Consider the following 19,572-nt stretch of genomic DNA (forward strand, 5'->3'; position numbering starts at 1 on the left):
CCAGTGTGTTCAGCCGCGGCGCAACGAGAGCAGTACAGCAACGACGGCGAGCACGCACAGCCACAGCAGGGACCACTCCGGAATGTCGAGGCCGAATATCGGCGGCAGCTTGGCGCCACACGCGCCGTCGGCGAAGAAGGCCTGCGGGAACCACTGCGCCGGCGGCAGGCTGTTGACGAAATCCTCGACCGGATCGAGGCCGCAGCTGACCGACGGGTTGTACAGCACATAGACGTGACGCCCGGCCACCGCCGCGCCAGCGGCGGCGATCAGCGCCGACACCCACAGTCCGCTGCGCGCCAGCGCGCCGCCGAACAGGCCGCTCAGCAGGAAGAACACGCCGGCGCCGAAGAAGGCGTAACGCTGCAGGATGCACAGCGGGCAGGGCGCCAGACGCTCGACGTGCTGCAGCCACAGCGCGAAGGCGAGCAGGCCGAAACAGAAGTAGGACAGCAGGAAGTAGATGCGCGTACGGGCAATCGGGGTCATCGGGGACTCGTTCTCGTTGTTGGGACAGCCGGTGCGTCAGAGCACGTAGCGCGCGAGATCCTCGCTCTGTGCAAGTTCGCCCAGCCGGGCATCCACGTAGGCGGCGTCTATGGTGAGCGAGCGGGCGTGCTGGCCGGCGTCGAAGGACACCTCTTCCAGCAGCTTTTCCATCACCGTGTGCAGCCGGCGTGCGCCGATGTTCTCGGTGCGTTCGTTCACCGACCACGCCACCTCGGCCAGCCGGCGGATGCCGTCCGGCGCGAAATCCAGCGTCACGCCGTCGGTCTCCAGCAGCGCCGCGTACTGGCGGGTGAGGCAAGCGTCGGTGGCGGTCAGGATGCGTTCGAAGTCGTCGACCGACAGCGACTCCAGCTCGACGCGGATCGGAAAACGGCCCTGCAGCTCGGGAATCAGGTCACTCGGCCGCGACAGATGGAAGGCGCCGCTGGCGATGAACAGGATGTGGTCGGTCTTCACCATGCCGTACTTGGTCGTGATCGTCGTGCCTTCGACCAGCGGCAGTAGGTCGCGTTGCACGCCCTGGCGCGAAACATCGGCGCCGCCGTGGTCCGAACGTGACGCCACCTTGTCGATCTCGTCGAGGAACACGATGCCATTCTGCTCGACCGCGACCAGCGCCTGCTGCTTCACTTCGTCCTCGTTGATCAGGCGCGCCGCCTCTTCATCGGTCAGCACGCGCAGCGCCTCGCGGATCGGCATCTTGCGGCTGCGCCGGCGTTGCGCGCCGATGTTCTGGAACATCGACTGCAGCTGGCCGGTCAGTTCTTCCATGCCGGGCGGCGTCAGGATTTCCATCGCGGCGGGCGCCACCGCCACCTCGATGTCGATCTCCTTGTCGTCCAGTTCGCCCTCGCGCAGCTTCTTGCGGAATTTCTGCCGCGTGCCGCTCTCGTCGGCGGCCGGCGCATCGACGCCGAAACCGACCGGCCGCGCCGGCGGCAGCAGCACATCGAGGATGCGGTCCTCGGCGGCGTCTTCGGCGCGCGTGCGCACCGCCTTCATCGCGCGCTCGCGCAGGTCCTTGATGGCGATCTCGACCAGATCGCGGATGATGGTGTCGACATCGCGGCCGACATAGCCCACTTCGGTGAACTTGGTCGCCTCGACCTTGATGAAGGGCGCATTCGCCAGACGCGCCAGCCGGCGCGCGATCTCGGTCTTGCCGACGCCGGTCGGGCCGATCATCAGGATGTTCTTCGGCGTGATTTCGCTGCGCAGCGGCTCGGCCACCTGGGCGCGACGCCAGCGGTTGCGCAGCGCGACAGCCACCGAGCGCTTGGCGCGCGTCTGGCCGACGATGTGCTTGTCCAGTTCGGACACGATTTCGGAAGGGGTCATGACTTGATCCGCAGTGGTCACGGCGCTCACCACTCGATGCTTTCTATGGTGTGACTCTGGTTGGTGTAGATGCACAGATCGCCCGCGATGCCGAGCGACTTCGACACCACGTCGCGCGCCGACAGCTCGGTATTCTCGACCAGCGCACGGGCCGCCGACTGGGCGTAGGCACCGCCGGAGCCGATGGCGACGATGCCGCCCTCGGGTTCGAGCACGTCGCCGTTTCCGGTGATGATCAGCGAGGACTCGCGATCAGCCACGGCCAGCATCGCCTCCAGCCGGCGCAGCATGCGGTCGGTACGCCAGTCCTTGGCCAGTTCGACCGCGCTGCGCAGCAGGTTGCCCTGGTGCTTTTCCAGCTTGGATTCGAAGCGTTCGAACAGCGTGAAGGCGTCGGCCGTGCCGCCAGCGAAGCCGGCCAGGATCCGGCCCTGATAAAGCCGCCGCACCTTGCGCGCGGTGGCCTTGACGACGATGTTGCCGAGCGTCACCTGGCCATCGCCACCGAGGGCGACCTGACCCGGGCGACGCACCGAAAGTATGGTGGTGCCGTGATACTGTTCCATCGCAATTCCCGAAAAATGCCGCGGAGGCTGCGCACTTTAAACCATGCGCGGCGGGGCGCCGGTGGCGCTAGAAGCGGCGTTGCTGGATTTCCGCCACGGCGGCGACACCGATCAGCAGCAGCAGCGCCGCCACCATCGGTCGCACATCGACCAGGCGGGGCTGGCGGCCGGTCGCCTGCACCGCGGTAATCACGTTGAACAGCAGGCCGGCGCTGATGAAGTCCATCCGGCAGAGCTCGGAACAATCAACCTTCATGACGCCCTGCGGCAGGTCAGCCGCCTGCAGCACGGCGAAGGCGTCCTGACGGGCGCCGACGATCTCGCCGCGCAGCGCGATGCGCGCATTCTTCTCGACTGGCGCCGCTTCGGCCGCGGCAGGCGCGAGCACCGACGACACCCAGCGCGCGTCCCAGGACGGCGGCGACAGTTCGAAAGTGACCGCGTACTGGATTGCGAATTCCTCGAAATTGGCTTCGTCGCCCAGCTGCTGCAGCGCTTCCAGATAGAGCAGCCACTGCGCCGGCCCTTCGGCCTTGCCCGGCACGATGCGCGGCGCCAGCAGGTCGCGCAGCACGGTGGCACTGAGCATGGCCACGCCGTGGCCGCAGCGGCGCAGCGCAACCAGCACGTCGAGCAGCATGCGCGCGCCGTCCTCGTCCACGTCGTGCAGACGGGCGACGTCAACCCGCACCACGTGGGCCTTTGAGCACAGCCGGTCGATCTGGTCTATGGAGGCGCGGCTGGCCGCGGTCAGCTTGCCCGCCAGCGTCAGTGTGGGCGGACCCGAGGTCGCGCCGCGCGACGGAGACGCCGGCCAGGCCGGCGCCGAACGCTCGAAGCGCTCGGCGTAGGCCAGCGCGTGCGCCTCGAAGGCGTCCACACGGCCGAGCGCGTGACAGAGGTCGAACAGCATGGCCCACACCTGTTCGGTCGAACTGCCGAGGTCGCCGAAGGTGGCGCGCTCCAGCGTGGACAGCGCGGCCTCGTCGTCGCCATTGGCGAACAGCATGGCCGCCTCCTCGACCACCGGGTGCAGCCCGCTGGACACGTCCTGCACCTGCAACTCGCCCTTGCCGGCGCGGCGGGCGCCCTCCAGCGGATCGCGCGACACGAAGTCGAGCGACATCAGGCCGGCAGACGACGGCGGATCGCTTGCCGGCATGCTATCGGGCGGGCGCGACGCGGTGGCCGTCCCCGCCGCCGGTGCGGTCGGTCGCACCGGCTTGCGGGTTTCGACCTGCGGCGCAGGTGTTTTCTTGAAGAAGGAGAAAGCCACGGATGGGTCCGGATCGGGGCGCGAACCGTAATTAACGGCGCATCGATTCACAACTGCAACGATCGGTAACTTTACCTTTCAACCGCGGCTGGCGGCACCCCCGAAGGCGTAAGAAGACGTGACAAGGTGCTGCAAGGGCACAAATCGGCGCCCAGGCGCGCCGGGCGCGGCATTCGCCGCGCCCGCCATGCACAAGACAACGGTCAGAAGGTGGCGCGCAGGCCGGCCATGATGCTGCGGCCCGGCATCGGTGCGATGCCCTTCAGGAAGGACACGTGGTTGCGCGCCTCGGTGTCGAACAGGTTGTTGCCGCGCAGCCAGGCTTCCCAGTTCACGCCGGCCGCTTGGAAACCGTAGCTGGCGAAGGCATTGACCAGCGCGTAGCCGGCAGTCGGCGTGCCGAGGTCGTCGACCCGGTCCTGGCGGCGGGCGCCCTGCACTTCCAGCCGCAGGTTCAGCGCCTCGCGGTGCCAGTTCAGCGCCGCCATGCCGCGCATCGGCGAAATGCGCGGCAGCGGCTCGCCGGTGTCGCGGTTGGCGGCACGCACCATGTCGGCCTGCAGGTCGAGGTGCAGTTCGCCGGCGCAGCGGCACAGCAGCAGATGGGCCTGCGCCTCCAGACCGTAGAACTTTGCCGGCACCGCCTGGTAGGCGAACTCGGGCAGTTCGCCGGCCGGATCGATCAGGCCGTCCTCCTCGCGCCGGATGCCGGTATCGGCGAGCGCGATGAAATTGCGGAAGCGGCTGTGGAACACGCCGATGCTGCCGCTGTGCTCGCCGCGCTTGACGCGCAACTGGGCGTCGATCGAGTTCGACTGTTCCTTGTCCAGCGCCGCGTTGCCGACCTCGTAGTTGCCAGTCGCTGCGTGCGGGCCGTTGGCGAACAGCTCGTAGAAGGTGGGCGCGCGCTCGGTGTGCGCCAGCTGGGTGGCGACCGAGAAGGTGTCGTTCAGCGGATAGACCGCGCCGAAGGCGGCGCTGCGCGCAGTGAAACGCCGCTCCTGCGCCGGATCGAAGCGCGGCGTACCCGGATTGTTCGCATCGTCCGGGCCGCCGCCGTCGCTGCCCACCTCGACCCGCTCGACGCGACCGCCGAAGGTGAGCTTGAGGTCACCGACGCGGGTTTCCTCGAACAGGAAGAGTGCGCGCGTATCGGTGTTGGTCGAGGGCACGAAGGCTTCGTCGCCCAGCGCCGAGAACTCGCTGCTGTCGAGCTGCACGCCGACCACGCCACGGAAGGGGCCCAGCTGCGCATGGGCTGCCTCGACCCGCAGGTCGGTGCCCTTGCTGAAGAAGCGCGTTTCGGGCGACCCGTCCGCCAGTTCGACGTGCTTGTAGTCGGTATGGCCGGCGCGGAACTTGACGCCGGTGATGAAGCCGTCGATTTCGCGCAGTTCGCCGGCGAGGTCCCAGCGCTCGCTGCGCATGTCTATCGTGATGTTCTCTTCGGCCACGGTGCCGTAGGTCGAATCGAATACGCCGTAGGAGGCGCCGACGTAGCCGCGCTCACCGGCGAAGGAAGCGCCGAAGCCGCCGCCCTCGGTGTCGGCGGCCGAATTGCGCAGCCGGCCGTCGGGGATGCGCAGATCGGACGTCGAGCGGGTGAAGCCGTCGGCGTGCAGGTTGAGGCCGTTCTTGCCGAATTCGACGCGGCCGGCCAGCGCGCGGGTCGAGTCGGCGCCGCCGACGATGCCATCGACGCGGCCGCTGGCGCCGTTCATCGGCGACTGCGGAATGCGGTTGTCGAGCGCGTTCACGACGCCGCCGACCGCGTTGCCGCCATACATCAGCGCTGCCGGGCCACGCACCACCTCGACCCGCTCGATCACCAGCGGATCCACCGTCGTCGCGTGATCGAAGGACAGCGAGGACGCATCGACCGTCGCCCCTCCGTTGCCGAGAATGCGCACGCGGTCGCCGTCGAGACCGCGGATGACCGGCCGGCTGGAATTCGGGCCAAACCAGGTCGAACTGACGCCCGGCAGGTTGCCGACGGTCTCGCCCAGCGTGCTGGCACCGCGCAGCGTGAGGTCGTGGTCGTCCATTACCGACACCGGGCTGACGAGGTCGGACAGGTCGCTGCCCAGCGGATTGCCGGTGACAACGATGGCCGGAAGGTTCTGGATGGCCTGGGCGAAGACCGGAACGGAAAAGGACACGGAAGCGGCCGCCGCGAGGGCGCCGCCGACAAAACGATGGATCTGCATGAAGTTCTCCCCGCGCCCGGATATGGACGCGCGCCCGCGCGTGATCACGCGGGTCAGTCTGAATCTATGAAGTGCACGCCCCGGAGGGGGCGACGGATCAGAGCGGGGAGACGGCGGGCGGCCCGTGCGCGCAGGGCTCGGGCGCCGCACCATGGACCGCGACGCGCAGCGAAGCGGCACGCAGTACGTGCGACAGATCGGGAACAGCCGGGTCGGGCGCGGCGCCGACAGACAGCTGGGTCAGGGAATGGGCCGACAGGCAGTCCGGACAGACCGGCGCGTGCGCAGGGCCGCCGTCGTCCTCGGCAGCCAGCGCGATGCCGGCCGTCGGGACGTGTTCAAAGGCGTGGACGAGCGTGACGTGCTGTGCCCCGATCAGGCACAGCAGCAACATGACGAGCCGCAGCGCGGACAGGCGTCGGAACATCGCGCGTCCGGGCCCGGCCTCAGTCGCCGTACAGCTTCTGCAGACGTTCGCGGCGCTCCTGCGCCTCGATGGTCAGCGTCGCGGTCGGGCGGGCGAGCAGGCGGCCGATGCCGATCGGCTCGCCGGTTTCGTCGCAATAGCCGTACTCGCCGGCATCGATGCGGTCGATCGCCTGTTCGATCTTCTTCAGCAGCTTGCGCTCGCGGTCGCGCGTGCGCAGTTCCAGCGTGTGTTCCTCTTCAACCGTGGCGCGGTCGGCGGGGTCGGACACGTTGTCGACCTCGCGCATGTGCTCCACGGTTTCATCGGCCTTGCGCAGGATGTCGTCGCGCATGCGGGCGAGCAGGTCGCGGAAGAAGGCGAGCTGCGCCTCGTTCATGTAGTCCTTTTCCGGCATCTTCAGGATGTCGGCTTCGGTCAGCGGCTTGTCGGCCTTGCTGGCGTTCTTGGTGGCCATCCGCATGAACTCCCGGGGATTGGAAAGGCGAAGAGGATACCAATGTTTTGGCAAAAAACTGCGTAACGCTTCACTCGATCCTGAGCAGCAGCCCCTTCAGGTACTCGCCCTCGGGAAAAGCCAGCCCCACCGGGTGATCCGCCCCGGCTGACAGGCGCTTCAGCACGCGCGCCGACACGCCGGCGTCGGCTGCCGCGTCGGCGACGATCTTCTGGAAGAAGTCGACATCGACACCGCCCGAACAGGAATAGGTCATCAGCAGGCCGCCCGGCGCCAGCAGCCGGAAACCGAGCAGATTGATGTCCTTGTAGGCGCGCGCGGCCGACTTCGCATGCGCAGCCGACGGCGCGAATTTCGGCGGGTCGAGCACGATCAGGTCGAACTTGCGGCCTTCGGCACGGAAGGTGCGCAGCGCCTGGAACACGTCCGCCTCCAGCCATTCGGCGCGCGCGGCGTCGATCTGCGGGTTGTGGCCGACATTGCGCTGCGCGGTCGCCAGCGCCGGGCCGGAGGAATCGATGGACAGCACCGATCCGGCACCGCCGGCCAGCGCGTGCAGCGAAAAGCCGCCGGTGTAGCAGAAGCAGTTCAGCACGCGGCGACCGGCGGCCAGCGCGCCGCACAGCCGTCGGTTTTCGCGCTGGTCGAGATAGAAGCCGGTCTTGTGGCCGCTGGCCACGTCGATTTCGATGTTCACGTCGCCGGTCACGCCGGGTTCGGCAATCACCGGGAAAGGCGCATCTCCGTCGCCGATCAGCCAGCCGCTGCGCGGCTCCAGGCCTTCGAGCGCGCGCACGTCCGAATCGGAGCGCTCATAGACGCGTGCGATGCCCGTCGCGCGCACCAGCGCGTCGGCGATGGTGGCGCGCCACTTCTCGCCACCGGCGCTGGTGATCTGCAGCACGACCACGTCGGCGTAGCGGTCGGCGATGACGCCGGGCAGGCCGTCGGACTCGCCGTGCAGCAGGCGCACGCCGCCGCGCGGACCGAATTCGCCCGCCAGTTCCGGCAGGTCTCGCCGCTGCTCGACCGCGCGCGCGACGGTGCGGCGGAAGAAGGCGTCGTCGATCGATTCGTCACCGAAGGTCCACATGCGGGCGCGGATCTGCGACGCCGGCGAGAACGCGGCGCGGCCGAGCGCACGCCCATTGGCCGCCTGCACCAGCACGGTGTCGCCCGGCCGGGCGCGACCGTCGAGACGGTCGACCGAACCGGCGAATATCCACGGGTGGCGGCGCATGACCGAGCGCTCGCGGCCCGGTGCGAGAATCAGGGTGGCACTCATGCTCTGTCAGTCATTACGCTGCGCCTGCCGAACAGGCCGGCTGTGCAGCGGCGACCTGCACGAACAGTCGGGGCATAGAAGCCAACGCGCCATCCGAAGGGTGTAGCGGGGGTTTCGGCGAGCACTGCTCGCCGCCCGCGCAACCGGTCGGCTGTGCAAAGCCGACCCTCCTGAGCGAACAAAGTGAGCGTGGGGGCCAACACTCTCAGCCCAGCTCGCGGATCAGCGCGGCACCGAGCAGTTCGCCGATGCGTTCCAGGTAGAGCGTGCCCATGTCCGGCACGAAACGCGCTGCGTCGTTGGCGCCCAGCGCCAGCAGACCGACCACGCGCGATTCGCGGCGCAGCGGCACCAGCGCCATCGACTGCACGGCCGGGGCCGACTCGCCGAACCAGGCGACGACGCCGAGGTCGTTCACCGGGCCGCAGTAGGGCTGGCGCGCCTCGTTGGCGAACACGCGGATGCGCTCCTCGACCGGCTCGAATACGTCGCCGTCGCGGGTAAGCACGCTGTTCCACAGGCGCAGCGCGGTGTGCGGCACCGAAAAGCCCTCGGACAGCTGTTCGCGCAGCGCGGTCATCACCGCATCGAAGCTGCCGGCCGTCATCAATGCGATGGACAGCGCATGCACGCGCGTCGAAATGACGTCGTTGTCCTCGCCGAAACGCAGCAGCTCGGCCAGTTTCAGCTCCAGCAGCTTGGCCTTCTCGCGCAGCGTCAGGATCTGCCGCTCGGTGATCGAGATCGCGCGACCGCCATGCGGGTGCGGCACGTACAGATGGGCGAGCAGGTCGTGATAGTCCTCGAAGAACTGCGGATGGTCCTGCAGGTAACGCGCGACGTCGTCGGCTTTCATGGGGGTACTACTCCAGATGGATTTCGGCTTCGAATACGGTGACGGCGGGGCCGGTCATCAGGACCGGCTGGCCCTCGCCGGCCCAGGCGATGTTCAGTTCGCCGCCGCGCGTGCTCACGCGCACCGGGCTCTCCAGCAGATTGCGGACGATGCCGGCCACCACGGCGGCGCAGGCGCCGGTGCCGCAGGCCAGCGTTTCGCCGGCGCCGCGCTCGTACACGCGCAGCCGGATGTGGTGGGCGTCGACCACCTGCATGAAGCCGGCGTTCACGCGCGCCGGAAAACGCGGGTGCGATTCGATCAGCGGGCCCTGCTGGCCAACCGGCGCACGGTCGACGTCGGCCACCACCTGCACCGCGTGCGGGTTGCCCATCGACACGGCGGTGATCGGCACCGCGCTGCCGGCCACGTCGAGCGGCTGCACGAAGGCGTCGGAAGCGGACTGGAACGGAATGAGCGCCGGCTCGAATACCGGAACGCCCATGTTCACCGTCACGTTGATGTCGTCGGCGGCGGTCAGCGTGATCACGCCACTCTTCGTTTCGACGCGGATTTCCCGCTTGTCGGTCAGGCCCTGCTCGCGCACGAAGCGCACGAAGCAGCGCGCGCCATTGCCGCACTGTTCGACCTCGCCGCCGTCGGCATTGAAGATGCGGTAGCGGAAATCGACGCCCGGCTGCTGCGCGCGCTCGACCACCAGCAGCTGGTCACAGCCGACGCCGAAATGGCGGTCAGCCAGGAAGCGCACCTGATCGGGCGTCAGATCGACCCGCTGGCGGATCGCGTCGATCACGACGAAATCGTTGCCCAGCCCGTGCATCTTGGAAAAACGGAGCTTCATTCAGTCACCATCGAGCTGTAGTCGCGCCAGACGCAGCGGTCCATCACGACGGTCAGACCGGCCGCCTGCGCGCGCAGCGCCGCCGCCTCGTCGATCACACCGTCCTGCAGCCACACGGCGGGCAGGCCGAGCGCGATCGCCTGGTCGACGAAAGTACCGACGCGGTCGGCGGCGATGAACAGATCGACCAGATCGATCTGCCGGCGCAGTTCTTCCGGAATGTCGGCCAGCGAGGCGTAAGCCTTCTCACCCAGCACTTCGGCGACCGCCGGGCGCACCGGCACGATGCGCCAGCCGAAGCGCTGCATGCCGCGGGCGACGCGATGACTGGGGCGGGATTCGTTCGGCGACAGGCCGACCACGGCAACCGTGCGCACGCGGCGCAACAGGTCTGCGATGGCCTGCGGCGCAGGATTCGTAAACATGGCCGTCATTCTACAGGGGCGGGCCGCTGCACACCCCGCGGGCACTTGTAGCGCTTGTAGCCCCAGATGTACTGCGCCGGATACCGGCGCACCAGCGCTTCGACATTGCGGTTGATCGCCTCGACCCGCTGCGCGGTATCGCCTTCGACCGGCACTTCAGGCTCGATGAAATGCAGGTGGAAACCGCGCCCGGCCGGCAGCCGCTCGGCGAACACCATCACCGTGCCGGCCGCCATCGCCGTGAGCCGGGCGGCCAGCGTCATCGTGTAGGCGGGGCGGCCGAAGAAGTCGGCCCACATGCCTTCGCCGTTGGCCGGCACCTGGTCCGGCAGGATGCCGACCAGACCGCCGTCCTTGATGGTGCGCAGCAGCCGGCGCACGCCGGTGCCGTCGGCTGCCGCCAGCGACACACCGTCGCCGTCGCGCCCCTGCTCCATCAGCGGGCGCAGCCAGTCCTGGCGCGGTGCGCGGTAGAGCACGGTGATCGGGATGCGCGAACCGATCAGCCGGGCGGCGATCTCGAAAGCGCCCATGTGCGGCGTCAGCAGCACTACACCGCGGCCGCTGGCGTGCAGCCGCTCGACGTGTTCCCAGCCGCTGACCCCGACCACGCCGGCCACTACGGCGGGGCGCGGCCGCATCCAGATCCACGGCAGTTCGAGCATGGCGCGCCCGGAATGGGCGGCCGCCTCGCGGATCAGCGCGGCGTCGGCGCCGGGTATCGCCGACGTCAGATTGCGGTCGAACTCGCGCTGGAAGCGGGCGGAGCGCGCGTGGATCAGACGGCCGGCGATGGCGCCGATCGCCTGCAGCGTGCGCAGCGGAAGGTGGGAAAGCAGCCGGAAGGCCCCCATGGCCACCCGGCTCGCGAGGTCTGACATGGAAAAAAGCTGGATTCGCGAAAACGACAGGACGCGGTAGACTACTGTTTCCGCCGAGTTAAACGAGACAACTTGCAGGGCGGATTAAAAATACTGCTAAAGCGTCGCCTGCTCGCTTCCCGGGGCTGGTTCGACGAACCGCAACAGGGAAGTTACAAGGAGCAGGTGCATGTCAGAGTATTTCTTCACTTCGGAGTCGGTGTCCGAAGGCCACCCGGACAAGGTGTCCGACCAGATTTCCGACGCCATCCTCGACGCCATCCTGGCGCAGGACCCGACCGCCCGTGTCGCCGCCGAAACGCTGTGCAATACCGGCCTCGTCGTGCTGGCCGGTGAAATCACCACCACCGCCAACGTCGACTACATCCACGTCGCGCGGGACACCATCAAGCGCATCGGCTACGACAACACCGAGTACGGCATCGACTACAAGGGCTGCGCCGTGCTGGTGGCCTACGACAAGCAGAGCCCGGACATCGCCCAGGGCGTGGACCGCGCCAGCGACGACTACCTGAACCAGGGCGCCGGCGACCAGGGCCTGATGTTCGGCTACGCCTGCGACGAGACGCCGGTGCTGATGCCGCTGGCGCTGCACCTGTCGCACCGTCTGGTCGAACGCCAGGCTCACCTGCGCAAGGACGGCCGCCTGCCCTGGCTGCGCCCGGACGCCAAGAGCCAGGTCACCATCCGCTACGTCGACGGCAAGCCGGAGCGCATCGACACCGTGGTGCTGTCCACCCAGCACGCACCGGACATGTCGCTCGAAGCGATCCGCGAAGCGGTGATCGAGGACATCATCAAGCCGGTGCTGCCGCCGGAACTGGTGAGGGGCGAAATCAAGTATCTGGTGAACCCGACCGGCCGCTTCGTCATCGGCGGCCCGCAGGGCGACTGCGGCCTGACCGGTCGCAAGATCATCGTCGACACCTACGGCGGTGCCGCACCGCACGGCGGTGGCGCCTTCTCCGGCAAGGATCCGTCCAAGGTCGACCGCTCGGCCGCCTACGCCGGCCGTTACGTGGCGAAGAACATCGTCGCCGCCGGCCTCGCGTCGAAGTGCCAGGTGCAGGTGAGCTACGCCATCGGCGTCGCCCAGCCGACCTCGGTCATGGTCGAAACCTTCGGCACCGGCAAGGTTTCGAACGAGAAGCTGACCGAACTGGTGAAGCGCCACTTCGACCTGCGGCCGAAGGGCATCGTGCAGATGCTCGACCTGCTGCGCCCCATCTACCAGAAGACCGCCGCCTACGGCCACTTCGGCCGCGACGAGCCGGAATTCAGCTGGGAAGCGATCGACAAGGCTGCCGCGCTGCGGGCCGACGCGGGCCTATAACCGGTCAGTCTGCGCGTCGCACAACGACAAGGGCCGCATTGCGGCCTTTGTCATTTGGCCGCGTGACTGGCGACGCTCACTCGACCGGATGCCGCCCCGCGAACGCATCCACCGAATTCTCGGCGATGCGCGTCCACAGGTGCTGTTCCGAGCGGAAGCGGTTCCACGGTTCGAACACCTTGCGAAAGTTCGGATTGACGCTCGCCGTTTCGCGATAGAGGGCGAACGCCTCCTTCTGCAGCGCGAGCAGGATGTCACGCGAGAACATGCGCAACTGGGCACCGCCTTCGATCAGCTTCTTCATCGCCGCCGGGTTGCGCGCGTCGTAGCGCGCCTGCATGCCGACGTGCGCCGCCGCGCAGGCGGATTCGAGGATCTGCCGGTACTCGGCCGGCAAGGCCTCGTACGCCTGCCGATTGACGTAGATCGTCAGCTGCGGGCCGGCTTCGGCCCAGCCCGGGTAGTAGTAGTAGGGCGCGACCTTGTAGAAGCCGAGCTTGAGGTCGTCGTACGGACCGACCCACTCGGCGGCATCGATCGCCCCTTTTTCCAGTGCCGGATAGACGTCCGCACCCGGAATCTGCTGCGGCACCACGCCCAGCCGCGACACCACCTGGCCCGCGTAGCCGCCGATGCGCATCTTCAGGCCCTTGAGGTCGGCCACGCTGCGGATCTCGCGGCGGAACCAGCCGCCCATCTGCGCACCGGTGTTGCCGCAGGGGAAATTGACGATGTTGTAGCCGGCGAACAACTCGCGCATCAGCGCCATGCCGCCGCCATCGACCAGCCAGGCCGCCTGCTGCCGGCTGTTCAGGCCGAAGGGCATGGCGCAGTCGAAGGCGAAGGTGGGGTCCTTGCCGATGTAGTAGTAGGACGCCGAGTGGCCGCATTCGACCGTGCCTTCGCGCACCGCGTCGAGCACGCCGAAGGGCGGCACCAGTTCGTTGGCGGCGAACACCTGGATCTGGAAGCGGCCGCCGGTGGCGGCACTGACCTGCTGCGCCACCTGTTCGGCGGCGGCATACAGCGCATCGAGCGCCTTCGGGAAGCTGGACGCCAGCCGCCAGCGAAGGGCCGGCTGGGCGCCGACGACCGCCGGTGCGCCGGCCAGAGCGGCAAACGGCGCCGCTTTCAGGAAGCTGCGCCGGTCGGTCACTCAGGCACCCGCGATGCGCATGCGGTCGATCAGCACCGAGCCGCTCTGCTTCGAGCCGCGCACCAGCGCGTCGGCGCCGACCTCCTGTATGCCCATGAACATGTCACGCAGATTGCCGGCGATGGTGATTTCCTGCACCGGGTAGGCGATTTCGCCGTTCTCGATCCAGTAGCCGGCAGCACCACGCGAATAGTCGCCGGTCACGTAATTGACGCCGTGGCCCAGCAGTTCGGTCACCAGCAGACCGCGCTTGATGCCGCGGATCAGCTCTTCCAGGCTCTTCTTGCCCGACTGCAGGATGAGGTTGTGCGAGCCGCCGGCGTTGCCGGTGGTTTCCATGCCCAGCTTGCGCGCCGAATAGGTGCTCAGGAAATAGCCGTTCAGCACGCCGCCCTGCACCACCTCGCGGTCGCGCGTGGCGACGCCATCGTCGTCGAACATGCCGGAGCCCATCGCACCCGGCAGGTGCGGCCGCTCGGAAATGTTGATGTGCTTCGGGAAGATCTGCTTGCCCAGGCTGTCGAGCAGGAAGGAGGACTTGCGGTACAGCGCGCCGCCGCTGGTCGCCTGCACGAAATGACCGAGCAGGCCGATGGCCAGCGGCGCCTCGAACAGCACCGGCACTCGCGTCGTCTTGACGCGACGGGCACCCAGACGCGACAGCGCACGGCGCGCGGCGTAATCGCCGATCGCCTCCGGCGCCGGCAGGTCGTGCGCATTGCGGCGGCTGGCGTACCAGTCCTCGCGCTGCATGCCGTCACCTTCGCCAGCGATGACCGAGCAGCTGATGTATTGCCGCGTGCTGGCGTAACCGGCCATGAAACCCAGGCTGTTGGCGGAAATGAACTGCGACTGCTGGGCCGACACCGAGGCGCCTTCCGAATTGCGGATGTCGGGCGACACGCCGAAGGCGGCGTCCTCGCAGCGGCGGGCCAGATCGATCGCCTGCTCGACCGGCAGTTCCCACGGGTGGAACAGGTCGAGGTCGCGGAATTCGGTGGCCAGCAGCGACTTGTCCGGCAGGCCGGCCGCGTCGTCCTCGGCGGTGAAGCGGGCGATCGACAGCGCCGCATCGACGGTGGCGCGCATCGCGTCCAGCGAAAAGTCGCTCGAACTGGCATAGCCGCGGCGCTGGCCGACATAGACGGTGACGCCTATGCCCTTGTCGCGGTTGTACTCGATGGTTTCGACCTCGCCGCGGCGCACGGTGACCGACTGGCCGAAGCCTTCGGACACGTCGACTTCGGCGGCAGTCGCGCCACCGGCGCGGGCATGATCGATGAGCTGTTGCGCGATGTCGCGCATGCTGGCGTCGGTATAGCTGAAACCCTGTCGGGACATGGCGGATTCGTGGTCGGGCAAAGGCTGCAATAATAGCCGCTTGCCACGCTCTGCCCCGTCCTCTGTATCCCAATGCGCCCCAAATCGATTTCCACCACCGAAAACCCCGACGATCAGGATCTGCCGGACCGTCCCAGCAAGAGCCAGCGGAAGCGCGACGCCCATGTGCTGCAGGACATCGGTACGCAGCTGGTCGCGCTGTCGGCCGAACAGATCAAGCGCATCGACATGCCGGAAAACCTGCGCATCGCGATTACCGAGGCCCAGCGCACGCGCAGCCACGAAGGCCTGCGTCGGCAGATACAGTACGTCGGCAAGGTGATGCGCGGCGTCGACACGGCGCCGCTGCTGGAGGCGCTGGACGCCATCCACGGCCGGTCCGCCCGCGCCGTTGCGCGCGAACAGATGCTGGAACGCATGCGCGAGCGGCTGATCGCCGACGAACAGGTACTGGGCGACATCGCCGCCCAGTGGCCGGGCGCCGACCTCACGCATCTGCGCACGCTGCGTCGCAACGTGCTGCGCGAACGCGAACTGAACAAGCCCCCGCGCGCCTTCCGCGAAATCTTCCGCGTGCTGCGCCAGCTCGACAACGCGCAGAGCGGCGAAGACGACATCGAACCCGAACAGGACGAGAACGACGATGAGTGACACACAGGATCTGCTGACGGTCGGCCTGGTTTCCGTCTCCGACCGCGCATCGAGCGGCGTCTACCAGGACCGGGGCATCCCGGCGCTGAAAGACTGGCTGTCGGCCGCGCTGAAGAACCCGGTCATGTTCGAAACGCGGCTGATCCCGGACGAACAGCCGCAGATCGAGGCGACGCTGATCGAGCTGTGCGACAGCGCCGGCTGCGATCTGGTGCTGACCACCGGCGGCACCGGCCCCGCGCCGCGCGATGTGACGCCAGACGCCACCGTCGCGGTGGCGCACCGGGTGATGCCCGGCTTCGGCGAACAGATGCGCCAGATCAGCCTGCGCTTCGTGCCGACCGCCATCCTGTCGCGCCAGACCGGCGTAATCCGTGGCAAGACGCTCATCCTCAACCTGCCGGGCCAGCCCAAGTCGATCAAGGAAACGCTGGAAGGCGTCAAGGACGCCGACGGCAGCCAGCTCGTTCCCGGCATCTTCGCCGCCGTGCCCTACTGCATCGACCTGATCGGCGGGCCCTACATCGAAACCGACGACAGCGTGGTGAAGGCCTTCCGCCCGAAATCGGCAATCCGCGCCGCGAAGACCTGAGTCAGCCGGGCCGCCGCGGCCGCGAGTCGCGCCCCCTTGTGGGAGCGCCCTTGGCCGCGACACGGCCGCTGCGCTCCGCCGGCTTCGATCCGGGCCGCTGTCGGGGTCAGAAGACCCCTCCCACAGAAGCCTGGCCTTGGGCTCAGGTCGATGTTGGGATCAGAGGGCCCATTCCAAAGAATTCCACGGCCAGTCCTCCGCCAAAACTGGACCTTACCGCACCAGAAACGGCAGATTGGCGGTCGCTACCTTGCCGGTCCGGTCCGTCACCGTGATGAACAGCCGGTAGGCGCCCGGCACGGCCGGGGCGACGAAGCGCACGCTGCGCGCGTCGGCATGCAGCAGGCGCACCGGGATGTGGGGCGGCACGACCTCCTCGTCACCGCCGAGGCGCAGATCGGTGGCTTCGGCCCACACCGTCCATTCGGTCTTCAATGCCGAACCATCGGACGACTGCGCATCGACGCCCGCCGACACCTCCCCTCCGGCCGGAAACTCATCGGCCGCGATACCGATGCCGGCGATGCGCGGCGCTGCGTCAGCCGGCGGGCGGCCCCACGCTGCCGACAACGCGTCGGTCATCGCGGTCGGCCTGCCGACGTCGAGCAGACTGTGCCAGGTCGCGGTCTGTTCCTGCTTCTCGCCCCACAGGAAGGGGAAGGCGGCGACGATCTGCGGCTGCCTGGCGACGAAGGCCAGCGCGTCACGGAAGAAATCCGCCTTCTGCGTGCTGGTCAGCTCCACCGGCGCGCCCCAGGGTTTGCGCCCGGCCTGCCACTGACCGAGCGGACCCAGTTCGGTCACCAGCACCGGCTTCGCGATGCCCAGCCGCTGCAGTCGGGCCGGCAGTTCGAAGATGGAACCGCCATACAGGTTCAGCCCCAGCATATCGACGTGGGGGCAGCAGCCGGCAAGCGGCGCGAGCCACGCGTCGCTGTTGTCGGCAACCACCATGACGGTCGGGTGCTTCGCGTCGAGCGCCTTCACCAGCGCGGCGACGCGGTTAACTTCGTTCCACAGCGGTCGCGGATCGCCGACGCCGGTCTCGATCTCGTTGCCGATCGCCCAGGCGAGCAGCGCCGGGTGCTCGCGGTAGCGCCGCACGAAATCCGCGATCCGCGCGTCCTGCGCGGCGACGAGCCGAGCGTCGCGGTAGTTGAAGCCATGGCGCGGATGGCCGAGCCACAGCCCCATCACCACCTTCATGCCCATCGTCTGCGCCGCATCCAGCACCCAGGCGTCGCTCTCGCGATAGACGCGCACCACGCGCGCGCCGGCATCGGCCAGCTTCTGCAGCGCCACGCGGTCGCCCTCGAAGGCCGCACCCTGCCAGGCGGGGTCGGCGGCGCGGCTGGGCAGCGGCAGGCACAGCAGTGCGACGAACGCGAGCAGGGTCAGCGCCCGGGAAAGTTCACGGAATGCCATATATATATGCACGACGCCGCCAGCCGGCGGCCACGAAGCTGAGAGGCGCGTGCCCGTCCAGTGTTCCCGCCGATGCCCTCAGGCGGACTGGGTCAGCGTCATCAGGATGTCCGCATACCAGGCGCAGTTCAGCCCCAGCGCCTCGTCCATCTTGAGGTCGCGCGTACCGACGTCGAGCCGTGCGGAGTGCACGCCGAGCAGCATCCACGGCAGGTCGCCCAGCGTGGCGGGATCGTCGGGCACGCGCATCACGACCGGAGCGCCGCTGATGCCGCGGTGGGTGCGGGCGTCGGTCAGGAAATAGCCTTCGCCCTGGAAGCGCAGACCGAAGGACGAGGCGATGCCGGCCTGACGTACCACCGGCATGTGGTGCAGCGTGTCGTGGAAGCCGAGCGGGAAACCGACCACCAACAGCGAACTGCCGACTTCGATGCGGTCGAGATCAGCCGACAGGTGAGCCGGCGTGAAGGCGCGCCAGACGGCGGTCGGCGGCAGCGCGGCGCGATCCAGTTCGATCAGCGCGACGTCGATGGCGCCGGCACGGTCGGCACCCTGGCGCCACAGGCTCTTGCCGTTGCGATAGAGCGGGATCGAGAAGCCGGTCGAGCGCGCCATGTTGGCGGCGTCGGTGTGCAGTTCGATTTCGATGCGGTCGGGAAAGTGACGGCTTGGCTGATCGACCAGCACGTGGCGGCTGGTAACCAGATAGAGCCGCCCGTCGCGTTCGAAGAAGAAGCCGCTGGCGTTGGTGAGCGCGCGTGCGCCGTCGAAGGTGCAGATGCGCGCGGCGGCGAGCAGGATGGGTTCTATCATCGGGTTCGGCGGCATGAAACGGTCCTCATTGTGATCGCCTTCAGCAGATATACCGACAGAAAGGCCGTTTTCGGTGCATAGTGTCGGCCGGCGCCGCATGGTTTTCACCGATTCCGGCCGCGTCGTCACTGCAGTTTTCCGGTTTCCTTCTCGCGCAGACCCCGTCGTCGGCGACCCGAATCCAGTCGCATCCCAAAGCGATCCCGCAGTCAGTCCTGCTGACGTTCCACGGCCCGCGCGCCTGCGGCCCGGCGTCCACTTTTCACGCCCACCCCGGGAGAGCCGCAATGGCCAAGGAAGAACTGATCGACATGAACGGCGTAGTGACGGAAGTCCTGCCCGATTCGCGCTACCGCGTCACGCTGGAGAACGGCCACATGGTGGTCGCCTACACCTGCGGCAAGATGCGCAAGCACCACATCCGCATCATCGCCGGCGACAAGGTGTCGTTGGAAATGTCGCCCTACGACTTCAGCAAGGGACGCATCACTTTCCGTCACATCGAAGGCCGCGGTGCCGCGTCCGCACCGGTACGCCGCACGCATTGAGTCCCTGCTGCGCGGTCAGCGTCCGCGCATCTTGCGGCGCTTTTCGTGCAGTTCCTGCGCTTCGACCGACATCGTTGCGGTCGGCCGCGCCAGCAGCCGGGCGAGCCCTATCGGCTCGCCGGTAAATTCGCACCAGCCGTAACTGCCGTCGTCGATGCGCGCCAGCGCCTCGTCTATCGTGTGCAGGTGCTTGCGTTCGCGATCGCGCACGCGCAGTTCCAGCGAATGATCCTCCTCCAGCGACGCGCGGTCCGACGGGTCGGGCGTGCGCTCGAATTCGTGCAGGTGCTGCGTCGTTTCATGCGCCGACTGCAGCAGCGCATCGCGCTCGGCGAGCAATCGCTGCCGGAAGAAGGCGAGTTGCTCCGGCGACATGTACTCCGACGGTGGGGATGCGAGCAGGCGGGCTTCGGCGTCCGCCTCGGCAAGGAGGGTAGCGCTCATGGTACGGGCCTTCCGGGTGAGCGGTGGATGGGCGCACGCAACGGTGCGTGCCCGCCGGCCGCCGCAGGAATCGGCGATCCGGTGCGCTAAAGATACACGTCCCGGATGACGGCGGTGCGCACAACTTTTCCCGCAGCCGGCGAATACTGCCCGCCCGCGCCCGGCAGCGATTGACAGGTCCGGCGTCGCCGACGCAAGGT

At 68.0% G+C, this 19,572-nt stretch carries 21 protein-coding genes; 4 read left to right on the top strand and 17 right to left on the bottom strand.

Going from position 1 to position 19,572, the window contains the following annotated elements:
- Positions 1-9: 9 nt before the first annotated feature.
- The 12 genes from WJU27_RS15460 to WJU27_RS15515 all read right to left on the bottom strand — a co-directional run bounded on the left by WJU27_RS15460 (position 10) and on the right by WJU27_RS15515 (position 11,069).
- Entirely contained in the window at positions 10-489 is a 480-nt protein-coding gene (locus WJU27_RS15460; RefSeq protein WP_020163026.1) for a disulfide bond formation protein B, read from the bottom strand.
- Between the two features lie 36 nt (positions 490-525).
- The gene (gene hslU, locus WJU27_RS15465; protein WP_304001647.1) at positions 526-1,848 is read right to left on the bottom strand and encodes an ATP-dependent protease ATPase subunit HslU; all 1,323 of its coding nucleotides are present in this window, start codon (positions 1,846-1,848) and stop codon (positions 526-528) included.
- Between the two features lie 26 nt (positions 1,849-1,874).
- Positions 1,875-2,414, bottom strand: coding sequence for an ATP-dependent protease subunit HslV (gene hslV / locus WJU27_RS15470; RefSeq protein WP_019915756.1), 540 nt, complete (start codon positions 2,412-2,414; stop codon positions 1,875-1,877).
- A gap of 67 nt (positions 2,415-2,481) precedes the next feature.
- Positions 2,482-3,690 carry an STAS domain-containing protein gene (locus WJU27_RS15475; protein WP_296807911.1) on the bottom strand — a complete coding sequence of 403 codons (1,209 nt, stop codon included), beginning with the start codon at positions 3,688-3,690 and terminating at the stop codon, positions 2,482-2,484.
- Between the two features lie 203 nt (positions 3,691-3,893).
- Positions 3,894-5,897 carry a TonB-dependent receptor gene (locus WJU27_RS15480; protein WP_020163023.1) on the bottom strand — a complete coding sequence of 668 codons (2,004 nt, stop codon included), beginning with the start codon at positions 5,895-5,897 and terminating at the stop codon, positions 3,894-3,896.
- A gap of 97 nt (positions 5,898-5,994) precedes the next feature.
- Positions 5,995-6,324, bottom strand: a complete 330-nt coding sequence (locus WJU27_RS15485) for a hypothetical protein (RefSeq protein WP_341422646.1) — start codon at positions 6,322-6,324, stop codon at positions 5,995-5,997.
- A 19-nt stretch (positions 6,325-6,343) separates the two neighbouring features.
- Positions 6,344-6,781 (bottom strand): RNA polymerase-binding protein DksA, encoded by a 438-nt coding sequence (dksA, locus tag WJU27_RS15490; protein ID WP_019915761.1) that lies wholly within the window; start codon positions 6,779-6,781, stop codon positions 6,344-6,346.
- 70 nt (positions 6,782-6,851) lie between these two features.
- Positions 6,852-8,066 (bottom strand): class I SAM-dependent rRNA methyltransferase, encoded by a 1,215-nt coding sequence (locus WJU27_RS15495; RefSeq protein WP_341422647.1) that lies wholly within the window; start codon positions 8,064-8,066, stop codon positions 6,852-6,854.
- A gap of 205 nt (positions 8,067-8,271) precedes the next feature.
- The gene (locus tag WJU27_RS15500; RefSeq protein ID WP_020163020.1) at positions 8,272-8,922 is read right to left on the bottom strand and encodes a DUF484 family protein; all 651 of its coding nucleotides are present in this window, start codon (positions 8,920-8,922) and stop codon (positions 8,272-8,274) included.
- A 7-nt stretch (positions 8,923-8,929) separates the two neighbouring features.
- Positions 8,930-9,763 (bottom strand): diaminopimelate epimerase, encoded by an 834-nt coding sequence (dapF, locus tag WJU27_RS15505; RefSeq protein WP_341422648.1) that lies wholly within the window; start codon positions 9,761-9,763, stop codon positions 8,930-8,932.
- On the bottom strand, positions 9,760-10,188 hold the full coding sequence (locus WJU27_RS15510) for a CoA-binding protein (RefSeq protein WP_341422649.1): 429 nt from the start codon (positions 10,186-10,188) through the stop codon (positions 9,760-9,762). Before WJU27_RS15510 ends, dapF begins: the two co-directional genes overlap by 4 nt.
- A gap of 5 nt (positions 10,189-10,193) precedes the next feature.
- Complete coding sequence (locus tag WJU27_RS15515) at positions 10,194-11,069, bottom strand: lysophospholipid acyltransferase family protein (RefSeq protein ID WP_341422650.1); 876 nt, start codon at positions 11,067-11,069, stop codon at positions 10,194-10,196.
- A gap of 169 nt (positions 11,070-11,238) precedes the next feature.
- On the opposite strand from WJU27_RS15515, the gene metK reads away from it, so the two are divergent.
- Positions 11,239-12,402, top strand: coding sequence for a methionine adenosyltransferase (metK, locus tag WJU27_RS15520; protein WP_341422651.1), 1,164 nt, complete (start codon positions 11,239-11,241; stop codon positions 12,400-12,402).
- A gap of 76 nt (positions 12,403-12,478) precedes the next feature.
- Here the strand turns inward: metK and WJU27_RS15525 are convergent, their stop codons facing one another.
- Both WJU27_RS15525 and pmbA read right to left on the bottom strand, forming a co-directional pair.
- Complete coding sequence (locus WJU27_RS15525) at positions 12,479-13,558, bottom strand: TRAP transporter substrate-binding protein (RefSeq protein ID WP_341422652.1); 1,080 nt, start codon at positions 13,556-13,558, stop codon at positions 12,479-12,481.
- Positions 13,559-14,899 (bottom strand): metalloprotease PmbA, encoded by a 1,341-nt coding sequence (gene pmbA, locus WJU27_RS15530; protein WP_341422653.1) that lies wholly within the window; start codon positions 14,897-14,899, stop codon positions 13,559-13,561.
- A gap of 72 nt (positions 14,900-14,971) precedes the next feature.
- On the opposite strand from pmbA, the gene yjgA reads away from it, so the two are divergent.
- Entirely contained in the window at positions 14,972-15,550 is a 579-nt protein-coding gene (yjgA, locus tag WJU27_RS15535) for a ribosome biogenesis factor YjgA (RefSeq protein WP_341422654.1), read from the top strand.
- Positions 15,543-16,142, top strand: coding sequence for a molybdopterin adenylyltransferase (gene mog / locus WJU27_RS15540; protein WP_341422655.1), 600 nt, complete (start codon positions 15,543-15,545; stop codon positions 16,140-16,142). Before yjgA ends, mog begins: the two co-directional genes overlap by 8 nt.
- 213 nt (positions 16,143-16,355) lie before the next feature.
- Here mog and WJU27_RS15545 read toward each other — a convergent pair whose 3' ends face one another.
- Both WJU27_RS15545 and WJU27_RS15550 read right to left on the bottom strand, forming a co-directional pair.
- On the bottom strand, positions 16,356-17,567 hold the full coding sequence (locus WJU27_RS15545; RefSeq protein WP_341422656.1) for a hypothetical protein: 1,212 nt from the start codon (positions 17,565-17,567) through the stop codon (positions 16,356-16,358).
- A gap of 78 nt (positions 17,568-17,645) precedes the next feature.
- Entirely contained in the window at positions 17,646-18,395 is a 750-nt protein-coding gene (locus tag WJU27_RS15550) for a serine protease (RefSeq protein ID WP_341422657.1), read from the bottom strand.
- Positions 18,396-18,667: 272 nt separating this feature from the next.
- Here WJU27_RS15550 and infA point away from each other — a divergent pair, with 272 nt between their 5' ends.
- Positions 18,668-18,928 (top strand): translation initiation factor IF-1, encoded by a 261-nt coding sequence (gene infA, locus WJU27_RS15555; protein ID WP_020163009.1) that lies wholly within the window; start codon positions 18,668-18,670, stop codon positions 18,926-18,928.
- Positions 18,929-18,943: 15 nt separating this feature from the next.
- Here infA and dksA (WJU27_RS15560) read toward each other — a convergent pair whose 3' ends face one another.
- Positions 18,944-19,372 carry an RNA polymerase-binding protein DksA gene (dksA, locus tag WJU27_RS15560; RefSeq protein ID WP_019915780.1) on the bottom strand — a complete coding sequence of 143 codons (429 nt, stop codon included), beginning with the start codon at positions 19,370-19,372 and terminating at the stop codon, positions 18,944-18,946.
- Positions 19,373-19,572: the final 200 nt, after the last annotated feature.

The organism is Methyloversatilis sp. NSM2 (genome assembly GCF_038066675.1).
GTDB lineage: Bacteria > Pseudomonadota > Gammaproteobacteria > Burkholderiales > Rhodocyclaceae > Methyloversatilis > Methyloversatilis discipulorum_A.